The following is a 15429-nucleotide window of genomic DNA, read 5'->3' as shown; positions in this document are numbered from 1 at the left end:
ATTCCGCTCATGGGAAATCTCCGCTAGGCTGGAAAGGTCGAGAGCTCCCCCGCTTGCCCAGTCTTATCACTTCGAGTGCTGCCTCGAGCAACTGTTCGGGCGGATCAAGGGAGATTCCGGCGTGGGCGCCCAGCTACAGGTCGATCGTCGAGATCCAGGCCCCTACGGCGGCCCACGCCGGCTCTCGACGCCTACGCTGCCAGATTCCGAACAGATAAGGCCCCTGGTGCAAATGTCCCCCGGCCGCGTGGCGGCCTCCTCCTTTATTTTGCCCAGGAGCCTACCGGCTGCTACGGGGCTCGGTTTGCGGTAAGGAAGGGAAGCAAGGCTTTTCTGGCGCTGTCGGTGGGTCGGGCGCTGGGGCCCCATGCCCTTGGAGGCGAAATAAAGGAGGAGGCGGCGGCCGCAGGCCGACGCCGGGGGACATTCGCCGGAAAGGGTCTGGGGACCCAGCGCCCGACCCGCCGACGGCGGCGCCTTAAAAGCGTCAAAGCACGGTTCTGTCTACCCGCAGATGGAAGTAAAAAAAAAGCGCGCCCGAAGGCGCGCCCTGTTGCTTGCAACAGCCGCTGGAATCAGCGCTTGGCAGCGGCGGCAGCGACCTTCAGACCGCTGGCATCGACGCTCTTGACGCCCTTGATGCCCTTGGTCACGCGCAGTGCCTTGTCATGCTCGGCCTGGCTGGCCACGGTACCGGTCAGAGTGACGACGCCGTTGACGGTCTCCACCTTGACTTCGGTGCCCGGCACATTCTTGCTCGTGAGCAGGTCGGTCTTGACCTTGGTGGTGATCCAGCTGTCGGTCACCGGCTCGGCCGAATCGTGCGTATCGGCATGGGTCATGGCGGCATGATCGGTGGTCTTCGGCGGGTCCTTGGCCATGGCCGACGACGTGCCCAGCACCATGCCGAGGGCCAGCGAAGCAGCAAGCAGATTACGGGTCGTGTTGGTCATGTTCGGTGTCTCCTTGGGTGTGTGGCCAGTCTCCGTGTCGGGCTGTGTGCAGTACGTGGGCAAGACATAACGCCGCCGTGAACCGCTCAGGTTGATGCACAACCGTTCATGGTTCCGCACTGCAACAACCCGCGCTACGCTGTGCAGCCCGCATGCCTGGAGTCCTCGCCATGACCACACCCCTACAGGTTGGATTGATTGGCTACGGGCTGGCCGGCAGCGTCTTCCACGCGCCGCTGATCCAGCACACCCCGGGCCTGGCGTTGCACAGCATCGCCAGTTCGCAGCGCGATCGCCTGCTGCGCAGCTTCACCGACGTGCGCATCTGCGATCACCCGGCCGAGCTGTTCGCCGATCCCGCGCTGGACGCGGTGGTCATCGCCACGCCCAACGCCGAACACGCGCCGCTGGCGATTGCTGCGCTGCAGGCCGGCAAGCACGTGCTGGTGGACAAGCCGTTCGCGCTGGACCTGGCCCAGGCCGACGCCGTGGTGCGTGCCGCGCAGATCGCCGAGCGCGTGGTCACCGTGTTCCAGAACCGCCGCTTCGATGCCGATTTCCTCACCCTGCAGCAGCTGCTGGCCGATGGCGTGCTGGGCGAGGTGGCCGAGTGCCATTCGCACTTCGACCGCTACCGCCCGCAGGTGCGTGATCGCTGGCGTGAGAGCGATGCGCCCGGGGCCGGGTTGTGGATGGACCTGGGCCCGCACCTGCTTGACCAGATGCTGCAGCTGTTCGGCTGGCCGCAGGCGATCAGCGCGGATCTGATGGCGCAACGCGACGGTGCGCGCAGCGACGACTATTTCCATGCAGTGCTGCATTACCCGCGGCACCGGGCCATCGTGCATGCCGGCTCGCTGGTGGCCGCCGCCCGTCCGCGCTTTGCCGTGCACGGCAGCCGGGGCAGTTACCTCAAGCAGGGCCGCGACGTGCAGGAAGACCAGTTGCGCGAGGGCATCGCCCCGGGCGCGCCGGGTTGGGGGCTGGACCCGGTGCATGGCCAGCATGTCACCGTGGACGCCGCGGGCCACGAACACCCGGCCAGCGTGGACAATGCCCTGGGCGACTACCGGCGCCTGTATGCGGCGTTCCGCGATGCGATGTCGGGTACCGGCGCGCCCACGGTGAGCACGACCGAAGCGCTGCAGCTGATGCGGTTGCTGGAAGCCGGCACGGAGAGTGCGCGCAGCGGGCGGCGGGTGGATCTGGGCTAGCGTCCCACCGCCCTGCGCGCGTCGGCGCAGGGGGTGGGGTTGGCTGCGAGCCGGCCAGCGGCCGGCACTACCGGGTGGTGCGGCCGGGATTACCTTGTTTTGATGGCGTGGCCGCCGAACTCGTTGCGCATCGCCGCCAGCAGGCGGTCGCTGAAGGAGTTCTTTTCGCGCGAGCGCAGGCGCTCCAGCAGGGACAAGGTGATCACCGGCGCGGGAACGTCCAGGTCGATCGCTTCGGCCACTGTCCAACGGCCTTCGCCGGAATCTTCCACGTACGGCGCGATGCCGTCCAACTGCGGGTTGCGGCCCAGCGCATCGGCGCTCAGGTCCAGCAACCACGACCGCACCACGCTGCCGTGCTGCCAGGCCTTGGCCACCTGGGCCAGGTCGAGGTTGAAGTCGGTCTTGTGCTGCATCAGCGCGAAGCCTTCGGCGTAGGCCTGCATCATGCCGTACTCGATGCCGTTGTGGACCATCTTGCAGAAGTGGCCGGCGCCACTGGGGCCCACGTGCGCCCAGCCGCGGTCTTCGCCCGGCGCCAGGGTGCGGAAGATCGCGCCCACCTGCGCCACGGCTGCCGCCTCGCCCCCGATCATCAGGCTGTAGCCTTCCTGCAGGCCCCACACGCCGCCGCTGGTGCCGCAGTCGATGTAGCTGACCTCTTCGCCCTTGAGCTGTTCGGCGCGGCGCATCGAGTCCTTGTAGTACGAATTGCCGCCATCGATCACCACATCGCCTTCGGACAGATGCGGGGCCAGCGCGGCCAGGGTCTGGTCGACCACGCCGGCGGGCACCATCAGCCAGACCACGCGCGGCACCGGCAACTGCGCCAGCGTATCGGCGATCGAGGCACTGACCTCGAAACCGCGCTTGGCCGCGCTGTCCCGCGCGCCCTCACCCGGATCGACGCCGATCACCCGATGGCCGCCGCGATGCAGGCGCTCGGCCATGTTGGCGCCCATCTTTCCCAGGCCGATCATTGCAATGTCCATGTATCTCCTTCCAGCGTGTCAGTAGTGGTGTTGTGGGGGGCTGCCGAGGGGGAATCGCACTGGCGAAGGCGTGCGTCGATCCAGCGTCGGTACAGCGTGGTATGCAGGTTGTGCAGGCCCAGTTCGAAGGCAAACGGCGTGCGCGGGTTGCGGTCGAGCAGGCGTGCGATGTGATACCGCACAGGACGTATACCGCGAGGATGCACGTAAATCACGAACCCCTGGTAGAACGGATCGTCCAGCAGCGCGTCCAGTTCGGCCAGCAGCGGTTTCTGCTCCGGCGGCAGGCCCTTGCGCCACACCGGGTCGCGTTCGATCAGCAGCCGCTCGAAGCGGCGCGGTCCCGGCCCGGGCATGCGCTGGGCCAGCGCCCAGATCTGGCGGTTGATCGTGTCGTAGTGGGCAAACCCGCCGTGCGCGCGCAGCGCCTCGGCGGCCGCGGCGCTGACATCGACCACCACGAAGTTCTCGGCCTGGTTGTTGATGTCGTCCAGGTAGGTTTTGTCGAACACGTGTTCGATGAAGCCGGGCGCGCCCACGAAGGCCTGGCGGCCGAGCTGCGCGGTCTTCACCGCCTTGCCATCGGCGAGGAACGCGCCGGCATGGCGGCCGAGCAGGATGCTGTCGGTGTCGTGCAGGGTCAGGAAGGTGCCGATCGACAGTTCGCCAGGGCTGAACTCGGTGTCGAACGCCGCATCGCCGTAGAGCTCGCGCTGGGTGGCCAGCTGCGCCACCTGCCGCCCTACCCCGCATTCGGAGCGCACCCTGCCGTCGTAGAAGTGCTGCAGCGCGGCGCTGTTTGCGCCGGCCGGCTGATAGCCACGCCCGAAACTGCGGAAGCGCTGCCAGCCCTGCGCCTGCGCACCGCGTGCACCGAAGCCGATCCAGCCCAGTTGCAGGGCCGAGAAGCGGTAGCCGGGATTGTCCTGCAGCTGCGTGGTGGCCCGTCGCGTGGCCTGGCCCAATTTGAACGTGTAGGCGCACAGCGTGGCCGGGTCGTCGAGCAAGTCGGTCATCAACGCGGCGCGCTGGGTGGCTGTCCATGCCTGTGGCACCTGCACCCGCAGGTCGCCCGCCTGCTGCGCCTGCGGCAGCGTGGCGCGCGTGCAGACCGGGCCGCCGTGGATGACCGGCGCGGCCACCGGCGCGTCGACGAAGCGCCAGCCCAGCTCTTCCAGCAGCGCCTGCGTGCAGGTCGATCCCGGCGCGGCGGTCACGGTGCCGATGGCCACCGCGCACAGCAGAGCGGCCAGCAACTGCGGCCACCGGCGCGACCCACGCGTTACGGTTGGTGATGGCACCCTGCCCGCCTGGTCAGTGCGCGGGCACCGGGGTATCGGCCGACGGCGCAGGGCCTGGCTCGGGCACCGGGGCCGGTGCGGCGGCCGGCGGCGCGGCCGGCGTCGGCTCCACGGGTGCGGGCGGCGGCGTTGCCGGCACCACCGGCAGGTACTGCTGCAGGCGGTCGAAGAAACGGCGGTAGAACTGCGCGTCCTGCACCGTGCTGCTGGCCACCTTCACCAGCGAGTCGTCGTTGCTGCCGAACGGCAGCGACACCGAGCCCAGCGCGCCCACGCCGACACTGGCCGAGGTCGGGCTCTTCTTCAACGCGTAACGGTCCTGCACCGCACTGACGAACACCAGTGCCTGGTCGCCGCGCGGCGCGCAGGAAATACGCAGCACCAGCTGCTCGTGCTCGTCATCGCGGGGCTGGAAGTTCTTGTTGCCTTCCACCGCCGCCGTGTCGGACCGCGCGATCGCATAGCCCTGGCTGAGCAGGGTGCGGCGCGCCGCCTCGCAGGCCTGCGCCGGGGCACCGGGCACGGTGCGCGAATAGGTGTCACCGGAATCGAAGGATTCGCGGATCAGGGTGCTGTCGGCGGCGCGGCCGCCGCAGGCGGTGAGCGACACGGCCAGCAGGCCCGCCGGGATTGCTTGGGACAGGCGCATGCGCGCTCCTGCAGGGACAGACTGCGCCCAGCATAGCCACCCCGGCGTATGTGCCGGGTCTAAACGGCGAAGGGCCGGCACATTGGCCGGCCCTTCGTTGTTTCCGGTTCATGCCCGGCTACCGCCCTCAATCCGCCCAGCGGCCTACGCCGGTGGACTGCGGCAGCACCTGCGCCGACAGCGGACGGTCGGTTTCCAGCAGGTTGACCGCGTCGGCCAGGATCGCCGCCGACTCGCGCAGCAGCGGGTCCGGGCGCTTTTCGGCGGCCTTTTCGCGGGCGGCATCCTTGACGATGTCACGCTCGTTGCCGGTCAGGCCATCGTCGTTGCTGTCGTCGGCCAGCGGGTCCAGATCCAGGCCCAGCTGCTTGCGGATCACCTGGCGATCCACCCGCTGCTTGTCCTGCTTCTCACGCTCGGTGCGGCGCTCGGCCTCGTTGAGCGAGATGTACTTCTTGGCCTTTTCGGCGCGGAACTGCTCGACATCCTCGTTCCACCACTGGAACTCCTTGTCGGCGGCGATGCGCGAGGCATGGCGGGTTTCCAGCTTGGGCAGCAGCGGGCCGAAGTTGCCGTACTGGGTGTGCGGCACGGCGGCGATGCGGGTCCACGGCAGCGCGTTGTCGTAGGTGCTTTCGCCGTACTCGCTGGCGTCCACGCTGGCCGGGAAGGCCAGGTCGGGCACCACGCCCTTGTGCTGGGTGCTGCTGCCGCTGACGCGGAAGAACTGGGCGATGGTCAGCTTGACCTGCCCGTAGCGCTGGGCTTCCCCGGTGGGCCAACGGTCCAGGTCCACGATGTTCTGCACGGTGCCCTTGCCGAAGGTGGTCTCACCGATCACCAGGCCGCGGCCGTAATCCTGGATGGCACCGGCGAAGATCTCCGACGCCGAGGCCGAACCGCGGTTGATCAGCACCGCCAGCGGGCCGTCCCACGCCACCGCTTCGCTGCGGTCGCTGTTGACGGTCACGCGGCCGCCAGACTCGCGCACCTGCACCACCGGGCCCTGCTCGATGAACAGGCCGGTCAGTTCGATCGCCTCGTCCAGCGAACCACCGCCGTTGTTGCGCAGGTCCAGCACCACGCCGTCGAGCTTGTCGGTCTTGAAGCCGGCCAGCAGCTTGGCCACGTCACGCGTCGCCGACGCGTAGTCGGTGGCGTTGCGGCGGCGGCCTTCGAAGTCCTGGTAGAAGGTGGGCAGCTTGATCACGCCGACCTTGCGCGCCGGTTCCCCGTCCTTGGCCGGAATGGTCAGCGTTTCGCCCTTGGCGGCCTGCTCGGCCAGGCGCACCTTCTGCCGGGTCAGCACCAGCGTGTGGTGCTTGCCGTCCACGCCTTCCTCGGCCGGGATGAATTCCAGCCGCACCTGGGTGTCGGCCTTGCCGCGGATCTTGGCCACCACGTCATCGATGCGCCAGCCGATCACGTCTTCGATCGGCCCGGACTTGCCCTGGCCAACGCCAACGATGCGGTCGCCCGCCTTGAGCGTGCCATTGACCGCCACCGGACCGCCGGCGATGACCTCGCGGATCACCACCATGTCGTCCTGGCGCTGCAGCTGTGCGCCGATGCCTTCCAGCGACAACGACATGGCCTGGTTGAAGTTCTCGGCGGTGCGCGGGGTGAAGTAGTCGGTGTGCGGATCCACCGCGCTGGTGTAGGAGTTGAGGAAGAACTGGAACACGTCCTCGCCCTTCAGCTCATTGACCGACTTTTCCAGCGTCGCGTAGCGCTTGTCCAGCGTCTTGCGGATCTCGGCCGGCTGCTTGCCGGCCAGCTTCAGGCGCAGCCAATCGTTCTTGACCGACTTGCGCCACAGGTCATCGAGTTCGGCATTGCTGGCCGCCCACGGGACGTCCTTGCGGTCGTACTCGAACTTCTCGTCGCTGCTGAAATCGAAGTCCTGCTTGAGTAGCTTGCGGGCATACCCGACCCGCTCGCCCACGCGCTGCTTGTACACCGCGAACACCTGGAACGCGGGCTCCAGCTCGCCGCCACGGATGGCGGTAGCGATGTTCGCCTCGAACGGTGCGAACCGGGTGATGTCGGCCTGGGTGAAGAACTGCTTGCTGCCGTCCAGCGCCTCCAGGTACCGCTTGAACACGTCCTTGGAGGTGGCCGCGTCAAGCGCGCGCGGACGGTAGGCATAGCGGCTGTCCGAGAGCAGCCCGTACACCAGCTTGGAGGTTGTCACCTGGTCGGCCGTCGCCGCCGACGGCAGCGCCGGCGAATCGGCATAGGCGGCCAGTGCCAGCGGCGCGGTGAGCGCCAGGGCCATCAGGAATGCGGGGGCTTTGAATTTCATCAACTTGCTCATGGCACCTTGCCAAGGGGGAGACTGCGTGCGGATCAGACCACACGACAGTGCCGAAAGTTGCGGGCTTTGTCATCCATCGCCGCGCAACACGTATTTCCAGCCTAAACCGGGGTCTGTAGCAAATTGTGAATGTGGGAGCAGCGCCGCCGCGCCGGGTAGCCACCGACCGTTGGTCGGTGGAAACGGGCGGAGCGAGGGGGGTGGGCGTGAGGTGGCGCAACCGGGCGGGCGAGCCCGTACCGACCAACGGTCGGTACCTACCGGGGTAGGCAACCGCCAGCGCAGGAAATTGTCGGGGAGGGGCGGCCTGCCCCCTCCGGGCACGTGGAGAACTGAAGCGCTGCTGTGTGCTGTTTGCTGGATGCCGGGCAGAGCCCGGCACTACGTGCAAAGCGATGCCGGGCAGAGCCCGGCGCTACGTGCAAAGCGTTTGCCGGGCAGCGCCAGGCGGGATCAGGCTACGCCTGCGCCCTTGGCCTGTACGTCGGCGTGGTACGACGAACGCACCATCGGGCCCGAGGCCACGTGGCTGAAGCCCAGCTCGTAGCCGTAGACCTCCAGCGCCTTGTAGTCGTCCGGCGTCCAGTAGCGCAGCACCGGGTGGTGGTGCGGCGTCGGCTGCAGGTACTGGCCGATCGTGATCATGTCCACGTCGTGCGCGCGCAGGTCGCGCATCGTCGCCCGCACCTGGTCCAGATCCTCGCCCAGGCCCAGCATGATGCCGGACTTGGTCGCGATCGACGGATGCTGCGCCTTGAAGTTCTTCAGCAGCGTCAGCGACCACTGGTAGTCCGCCCCCGGCCGCACATTGCGGTACAGGTCCGGCACCGTCTCGATGTTGTGGTTGAACACGTCCGGCGGGTTGGTCGCCAGGATGTCCAGCGCGCGCTCCATGCGGCCCTTGCCACGGAAGTCCGGGGTCAGCACCTCGATGCGCGTGTTCGGCGACTTCTCGCGGATGGCTCCGATGCAGTCGGCGAAGTGCTGGGCACCGCCATCGCGCAGGTCATCGCGATCCACGCTGGTCACCACCACGTACTTCAGGCCCATGTCGGCCACCGTCTGGGACAGGCTGGCCGGCTCGTTGGCATCCGGCGGCTTCGGCCGCCCGTGGGCCACGTCGCAGAACGAACAGCGCCGCGTGCACACCTCGCCCAGGATCATGAACGTCGCCGTGCCATGGCTGAAGCACTCGTGGATGTTCGGGCAGCTGGCTTCCTCGCAGACCGTCACCAAACGGTTCTCGCGCAGCTTGGCCTTCAGCGTCTGCACCGCGTTGCCCGACGGAATCCGCACCCGGATCCACGACGGCTTGCGCAGCACCGGCGCATCGGCGAACTGCACCGGCGAGCGGCCGATCTTGTCCCCGCCCAGCTGTTTGACGCCCGTCTGCAGCGGCGCAACGGACGGCGTGTCGCCCTGCACGATCTGCAGGGGAATGAGGCGAGCGGTGGTTTCAGTCATGGCCTTGGTCGGCGGCGTTACGCCGCCTCTGTCAGATCGGGCAAATCAGTGGTCGGCTGGAGGTCCAGGCCGAACTGGCGGGCCAGATGGCCCAGCAGCACCGGCGTCACGGCCGCCATGCCGGACGGTCCCCCCAAGTCTACCACCGAGGTCACCTGCAGCCCTTCGTAGCCACAGGGGTTGATGCGGTGGAACGGCTCCAGGTCCATGGCCACGTTGAAGGCCAACCCGTGGAAGGTGCAGCCGCGGCGGACCCGGATGCCCAGCGCGGCGACCTTCGCGCCGCCCACGTAGACCCCGGGCGCCCCGTCCAGCCGTTCAGCGCCGATATTCCATTCGTCCAGCGTGTCGATGATCGCCTGCTCGATCCGGCACACGTAATCGCGCACCCCGATCCCCAGCCGGCGCAGCTGCAGCAGCGGGTAGACCACGATCTGGCCGGGCCCGTGGTAGGTCACCTGGCCGCCGCGGTCCACGTGCAGTACCGGAATGTCGCCCGGCGCCAGCACGTGCTCGTCCTTGCCGGCCTGGCCCAGGGTGAACACCGGGTCGTGCTCGACCACCCACAGCTCATCGGCCGTGCTGTCGTCGCGGTTGTCGGTGAACCGCTGCATGGCATGCCAGACAGGCGCATAGGGCTGCCGGCCAAGCTGGCGCACGCGCGCCGGCTGCGGCGGGCGGGCGCCCGGGCTGGGAACGCTGTCGCAGGCGGCTACAGCGTCCACTTCACTTCCGGGTGGTCACGCAGCGCGGCGTGGGCGGCGTCGTACTGCTCGCGGTTGTCGGCCTTGAACACCAGCCGCACCGACACATACTTGCCGTTGGACGAGTGTTTCCAGCTGACCCGCTCGGTCAGTACTTCAACGCCGGCCTGCTCAAGCAGGCGCGGCAATTCGCGTTCAAGCTCCTGGCCGGCCGCGCCCATGGCGCTGAGTTCGAACTGGCCGGGGAACTGGAAGCCGTGGTCGGGGTTGTCAGACTTGATCTCCATGACCGCGATTATGGGGACGCCGGCGGCCGAACCCAAGCGCTGCATGATCGTGCCCATAGCTGCACCCAACGCTACGTGAAAATCGGCCTTCACCAGCAAAACGCTCCAGTGCGTGCGCGGGTATGGTCAGTACATCACGCGTTCACTACGCTGCATGCGCTTAAAAACAAAACAAATCCTGAGCGGGAATTCCATGTCGTTGAAGCCCTATGCGTTGTCGGCCGCACTTGCCGGCGCCCTGGCGTTCGTCGCCCCCGCGGTGCAGGCCGCCAACCAGTGCGGCCCCGACGCGATGCGTGAGCACCCTCCGCAGGTGAACTTCCGCGTCGACAACGACCTGTTCGGCGGGGCCGACCAGGACCAGGGCTACACCAACGGCGCCCAGCTCACCCTGGTCTCGCCCAACCTGGTGGACTACACCGACGACCCCTGCCTGCCGCGCCTGGCGCGCTGGGTCAACCGCCACCTGGAAAAGCTGCACCCGGGCGAGTTCGAGCAGCAGAACATGATCTTCAGCCTGGCCCAGGGCATTTTCACCCCCACCGATTTCACCCGGAAGGACCTGATCGAGGACGACCGGCCCTACGCCGGCGTGCTGATCGGCAGCTTCGGCTACAACGCCCGCCGGGGCGACCGCCTGCAGACCACCCAGCTGGCCGTGGGCGTGGTCGGCCCGTGGGCACAGGGCGAGCAGGTGCAGAACGCGGTGCACGAGCTGCTGGGCGACGAGAAGTTCCAGGGCTGGGACAACCAGCTGCACAACGAACCGGTGTTCATGCTCACCCACGAGCGCATGCGCCGCTGGCCGGCCGATGCCACCGACAACGCAACCGGCTGGGGCTGGGATGCGATCAGCCATTACGGCGGCGCGGTGGGCAACCTGGCCACCCACGTCAATGCGGGCGGTGAAGTGCGCTTCGGCTGGAAGCTGCCCGACGACTTCGGCAGCACCCCGCTGCGCCCGGCCGGCGAGAACACCGCCCCCACCCGCGGCGGCAAGCCGGCCGGCTGGTCCTGGCACCTGTTCGCCACCACCGACGCGGCCTGGGTGATCCGCGACATCACCCTGGACGGCAACACCTTCCGCAACAGCCACAGCGTGGACAAGCGCCACGTGGTGGGCCAGGCCGGCTACGGTGTGGCGGTGATGCGCGGGCGCTGGAAGTTCGCCGTGGCCCGCTACCACAGCACCCGCGAGTTCGACGGCCAGCGCCAGTCGCCGGTATTTGGCAGCTTCACCATCAGCCGCTCGCTGTAAGCGAGCGACTGATGGTGAAGCGGGTAGCTGCCGACCGTTGGTCGGCACACCGAAGAGAAAAAGACCGGCACCCGCCGGTCTTTTTTTGCCTTCCCCGCCGAACACCGGTAGTGCCGGCCGCTGGCCGGCTCCCCATGACCCATCCAAACACCGGTAGGCGCCGACCGTTGGTCGGCGCCCCATGACCCCAGCCGACCACCGGTAGGTGCCGACCGTTGGTCGGCGCCCCATGACCCCAGCCGGGTGTGCGAGGAGCCGGCCAGCGGCCGGCACTACCCGGAATCGCACCGTTTTGCCCGGGATTCGCACCGTTTCGCCCGGGATTCGCAGCGGTTCACGCAGATTCCCAGCGGTTCGCGCGGATTCGCACCGGTTCGGCCCGGGATTCGCCCCCCTTCCGCGGTAGGTGCCGACCGTTGGTCGGCACACCATCAATCGGCCCATCGCCCACCCCAAAAAAAGACCGGCATGCGCCGGTCTTTTTTTCACCACGATCGGGCAGCAATCACTCCGATTCCCACCACATCCAGAAGCTGTCCCACAGGCGCTTGAAGAAGCCGGCTTCTTCCACGGCGGCCACGGCCACCAGCGGGGATTCGGCCACCACCTTGCCATCCAGCGTCACCTTCAGCGAGCCGATCTGCTGGCCCGCCGTGAACGGCGCTTCCAGGGTCTTGGGCACGTCGATGGTCGGCTTGAGGTCGTTGTAGCGGCCACGCGGCACGCTTACCAGCAGCGGCTGGGCCACGCCCAGCTGCACGGTGTCGGTCTTGCCCTTCCACACCTTGTGCTCGGCCACGGCCTTGCCCGGCTCGTACATGCGGTGGGTTTCGAAGAAGCGGAAGCCCCAGTTGAGCAGCGCCAGGCTGTCATCGGCACGCTGCTTTTCCGAGCTGCCGCCCAGCACCACCGCGATCAGGCGCTGGTCGCCGCGCTGCGCCGAGCTCATCAGGCAGTAGCCGGCTTCGGAGGTGTGGCCGGTCTTGATGCCGTCCACGCTACCGTCGCGCCACAACAGCAGGTTGCGGTTGGGCTGCTTGATGGTGCCCACGGTGAATTCCTTCACCTTGTTGTAGGCGTAGGTCTCCGGGTAGTCACGCACCATCGCCCGGCCCAGCAGCGCCAGGTCGAAGGCGGTGCTGTGGTGGCCCGGCGCGGTCAGGCCGTGCGCGTTGACGAAGTGCGAGTTCTTCATGCCGATCTTGGCGGCGTAGCTGTTCATCAGCGAGGCGAAGGCTTCTTCGCTGCCGGCCACGTGTTCGGCCAGGGCAATCGCGGCATCGTTGCCGGACTGGATCGCCATGCCCTTTTCCATGTCTTCCAGGCGCGCGGTCTGGTTGACCGGGAAGCCGCTGTAGCTGCCGTCGGTACCGGCGCCACCTTCGCGCCAGGCGCGCTCGCTCATCATCACCTGGTCGTCGGGACGGACCTTGCCGTTCTTGACCTCGGCGGCGACCACATAGGAGGTCATCACCTTGGTGATGCTGGCCGGGGCCAGCTGTTCATGTTCGTTCTCGCCAGCCAGCACCTGGCCGGTGGCGTAGTCCATCAGCACCCAGGCCTTGGACACGCTGGGCTTGGGCGCCGGCGGGGTGGCAACGGTGATCGGGGCGGCGGCGGGAGCAGGCGTCGGCTGCGGGGCCGGCTGCGGGGTCTGGGCAGAGACCACGCCCACCAACAGGGTCGTGGCCATGGCAGCAGCGGCAAAGCGGAATTTCATCGGACAGCAAGCTCCTGGAGGGCGCCAAGGTGGAAAGAGGGGGTGGGCCATTGTAGGCCCATGCAACGGTGCGGCGTGTGGCGGCCGGCGGGGCCGCCGGGCCGGTCAATCCTTCACGATCTGCGGCGATCCAAAGCCCAGACCCACGATGCGGCCGGCAAGTTCCGACGCACTGGCGTGGTCGGCGGCCGGAACCCGCAGGCGCCACAGGGTGCGGCCCCCGCTGACGATGTCACTGATGCTGGCCCCGACGATGCCGGCCGAGGACAACTGCCCCAGCGCGCGGGTGGCGTTGTCGCGGCTGGCGAAGCTGGCCACCTGCAGGAACACGTTGCCCACCTGCTGCTGCAGGGTGCTGCCCGGGACAGGCGCGGCGGCCTGTGTCGGGCGCGGCGCAGGGCGGGCGGCGGCGGCAACGGCCACCGGGGCGGCGGGCAGCGCGCTCACCGTGACCGGGGCATTGTCGATCTGGGCGGCCTGGGTAGCGGCCGGGCGGCCGGCGCTGGGCGACGCGGGCGACGGCGACGGCAGTCGGCCCACGAGCGTGTCCATGTCGCTGGGCGTGCGCGCCGGCGCGGCGCTGGCCACGCTGGCGGCGGCCGCGGCACGGCGCTCGCGGCGCGAGGGCTTGTCGACCAGCAGGTTGTCGTCGCCCGGGCTGAGCGCACGCACTTCCACGTTGCCGGTGCCGCGCTGGGTAATGCCCAGGCGCACGGCGGCGGCGTAGCTCAGGTCGACCACGCGGCCATCATGGAACGGCCCGCGGTCGTTGACCCGCACGATCACCGATTCGCCGTTGTCCAGGTTGGTCACCCGGGCAAAGCTGGGCAGCGGCAGGGTCTTGTGCGCGGCGGTGAAGGCGTACATGTCGTACACCTCGCGGTTGGAGGTCAGCCGGCCGTGGAACTTGGCGCCGTAGTACGAGGCGGTGCCCTTCTCGGCATAGCCGCTGGTCTTGTCCAGCACCTGGTACTGCTTGCCCAGCACGACATACGGCGACTTGTTGCCCACCGGCGAGCGCGGCAGGGCGACCACGTCCGGTTCGGGAATGCAGGCCACGTTCGGAATGTAGGTGGGCGTGCTGTCGTTGACGCCCGGCTTGTACAGCCCGCCGGCGCGATAGTCGCCGCGGGTGCTGGGATCTTCGGTGGCCGCCTTGTACGGCGAGCCATCCGGGCAATGGGCCGGGCGTCCGCCCTTGCCCTTGCCCTGCACCAGGGTGCCGCCGGGCTTGGCGCTGCCGGCGGTGGCCGGCTTCTTGGGCGCGCTGCTGCAGGCGGCAAGCGCCAGGATCAGCAGACTTGGGACCAGCCATCTGCAGCGTGCGCGTGCGTTCATGCCGGGGGCAGCTCCTGTCCGGCGATGGCCTGGGACAACTGGAACACGGCCATTGCGTACATTTTGGAGAGGTTGTAACGGGTGATCGCGTAGTAGTTCTGGAAGCCCAGCCAGTACTGCTTGCCGGTGCTGCCTTCCAGCGTGATCGGGGTTGCGGTCAGCCCGGCCGGTACGGTGACGCTGGGCTGGTAACCGCGCTGGGCCAACGCGGACAGGGTCCAGGTGGGCGCCCATTCGGTGGGATTGAACTCCTCGCGCCCGGCGGCCAGCGTGGCCGGTACCGCAACCGGGCCGCCGCGCACCCAGCCGCCCTTCTTGACGAAGTAATTGGCGATCGAGGAGAACACGTCGTCGTAGCTGTTGAACAGGTCACGGCGACCATCGCCGTTGCCGTCCACCGCGAAGTCCTGGTAGCTGGACGGCATGAACTGGCCCATGCCCATCGCACCGGCGTAGCTGCCCTTGATCGCGGTGATGTCCAGCTTCTCGTCGCGGGTCAGCGCGAACAGGCGCGCCAGCTCATCGCGGAAATACAGTTCGCGGCGCACTTCGCGTTCCAGCTTGGCCGGATCGCCGCTGCGCGGGTACTTGAAGGCCAGCGTATACAGCGCGTCGAGCACGCGATAACTGCCGGTATTGCGGCCATAGCTGGTTTCAACGCCGATGATGGCCACGATCACTTCGGCCGGCACGCCCGTGCGCTGCTGCACGCGGGTGAGTTCGTCGCGGTGTTCGGCCAGGAATTTCCGGCCCCCGTCGATCCGGGCCTGGCTGATGAACATCGGCCGGTACTCGTTCCACGGTTTGACCCGTTCGGCCGGGCGCGACATCGCGGCGATGATCGGGTCGCGGATCTGCGCCTGGGCCAGCGTCGCTTCGATCTGCGCGGCCGGAATGCCGTAGCGCTGGGCGGTATCGCGCACGAAGTTGGCGCGGGCCACCTCGAACGGCACCGGGGTCAGGTCGACCGGCGCGGCGGTGGCCGCAGCGGCTTCCGGCGCGGCTTCGGCCGGGCCTTTCTGCCCGGGCACCGGCTTGTTCGGTGCACCCGATGCCTGCGGTGACGGTGACGGAGAGGGCGGTTGGGTCGCGCAGGCGACCAAACCGAGCGTGAGCATGCAGGCCAGAGTGCGTCGAATCATCGCGGCAGGTTAGCAGGTCAAGGATGAATTAAAACCCCTAACACCATGAATCACAACGAATTGCGGCAGGGGGTGCCGAGTCGTTAAGGC

General features: G+C 68.1%; 13 protein-coding genes. 2 read left to right on the top strand and 11 right to left on the bottom strand.

Features of this window, described 5'->3' with window-relative positions; genetic code table 11:
• Positions 1–575 precede the first annotated feature (575 nt).
• Positions 576–953: a BON domain-containing protein gene (locus AC1DCJ_RS16220; RefSeq protein WP_038686217.1), complete on the bottom strand. Its 378-nt coding sequence runs from the start codon at positions 951–953 to the stop codon at positions 576–578.
• Positions 954–1123: 170 nt separating this feature from the next.
• Here AC1DCJ_RS16220 and AC1DCJ_RS16215 point away from each other — a divergent pair, with 170 nt between their 5' ends.
• Complete coding sequence (locus AC1DCJ_RS16215; protein WP_478071393.1) at positions 1124–2167, top strand: oxidoreductase; 1044 nt, start codon at positions 1124–1126, stop codon at positions 2165–2167.
• A gap of 89 nt (positions 2168–2256) precedes the next feature.
• Here the strand turns inward: AC1DCJ_RS16215 and gnd are convergent, their stop codons facing one another.
• The 7 genes from gnd to AC1DCJ_RS16180 all read right to left on the bottom strand — a co-directional run bounded on the left by gnd (position 2257) and on the right by AC1DCJ_RS16180 (position 9881).
• Positions 2257–3159, bottom strand: coding sequence for a phosphogluconate dehydrogenase (NAD(+)-dependent, decarboxylating) (gene gnd / locus AC1DCJ_RS16210; protein ID WP_313426263.1), 903 nt, complete (start codon positions 3157–3159; stop codon positions 2257–2259).
• Entirely contained in the window at positions 3144–4415 is a 1272-nt protein-coding gene (locus tag AC1DCJ_RS16205; RefSeq protein ID WP_478071392.1) for a hypothetical protein, read from the bottom strand. The genes gnd and AC1DCJ_RS16205 overlap by 16 nt, the downstream gene beginning before the upstream one ends.
• Positions 4416–4473: 58 nt before the next feature.
• Positions 4474–5109, bottom strand: a complete 636-nt coding sequence (locus AC1DCJ_RS16200) for a DUF2242 domain-containing protein (protein WP_448136514.1) — start codon at positions 5107–5109, stop codon at positions 4474–4476.
• Positions 5110–5236: 127 nt separating this feature from the next.
• Positions 5237–7414: a carboxy terminal-processing peptidase gene (locus AC1DCJ_RS16195; RefSeq protein WP_137190384.1), complete on the bottom strand. Its 2178-nt coding sequence runs from the start codon at positions 7412–7414 to the stop codon at positions 5237–5239.
• A 465-nt stretch (positions 7415–7879) separates the two neighbouring features.
• Positions 7880–8890, bottom strand: coding sequence for a lipoyl synthase (gene lipA, locus AC1DCJ_RS16190; protein WP_038686209.1), 1011 nt, complete (start codon positions 8888–8890; stop codon positions 7880–7882).
• 17 nt (positions 8891–8907) lie between these two features.
• Positions 8908–9615 carry a lipoyl(octanoyl) transferase LipB gene (gene lipB / locus AC1DCJ_RS16185; RefSeq protein ID WP_447595753.1) on the bottom strand — a complete coding sequence of 236 codons (708 nt, stop codon included), beginning with the start codon at positions 9613–9615 and terminating at the stop codon, positions 8908–8910.
• On the bottom strand, positions 9603–9881 hold the full coding sequence (locus tag AC1DCJ_RS16180) for a DUF493 family protein (protein ID WP_038691809.1): 279 nt from the start codon (positions 9879–9881) through the stop codon (positions 9603–9605). Before AC1DCJ_RS16180 ends, lipB begins: the two co-directional genes overlap by 13 nt.
• A gap of 193 nt (positions 9882–10074) precedes the next feature.
• Between AC1DCJ_RS16180 and AC1DCJ_RS16175 the strand changes: the two genes are divergently transcribed.
• Positions 10075–11139 (top strand): lipid A deacylase LpxR family protein, encoded by a 1065-nt coding sequence (locus tag AC1DCJ_RS16175; protein WP_038686205.1) that lies wholly within the window; start codon positions 10075–10077, stop codon positions 11137–11139.
• Between the two features lie 505 nt (positions 11140–11644).
• Here the strand turns inward: AC1DCJ_RS16175 and AC1DCJ_RS16170 are convergent.
• The 3 genes from AC1DCJ_RS16170 to mltB all read right to left on the bottom strand — a co-directional run bounded on the left by AC1DCJ_RS16170 (position 11645) and on the right by mltB (position 15339).
• The gene (locus tag AC1DCJ_RS16170) at positions 11645–12859 is read right to left on the bottom strand and encodes a D-alanyl-D-alanine carboxypeptidase family protein (RefSeq protein WP_141059427.1); all 1215 of its coding nucleotides are present in this window, start codon (positions 12857–12859) and stop codon (positions 11645–11647) included.
• 105 nt (positions 12860–12964) lie between these two features.
• Complete coding sequence (locus AC1DCJ_RS16165; RefSeq protein ID WP_313246367.1) at positions 12965–14197, bottom strand: septal ring lytic transglycosylase RlpA family protein; 1233 nt, start codon at positions 14195–14197, stop codon at positions 12965–12967.
• Complete coding sequence (mltB, locus tag AC1DCJ_RS16160) at positions 14194–15339, bottom strand: lytic murein transglycosylase B (RefSeq protein WP_137190388.1); 1146 nt, start codon at positions 15337–15339, stop codon at positions 14194–14196. Before mltB ends, AC1DCJ_RS16165 begins: the two co-directional genes overlap by 4 nt.
• Positions 15340–15429 lie beyond the last annotated feature (90 nt).

This window comes from Stenotrophomonas sp. 10N36, from assembly GCF_056395005.1.
This window is presented reverse-complemented; position numbering and strand designations above follow the sequence as displayed.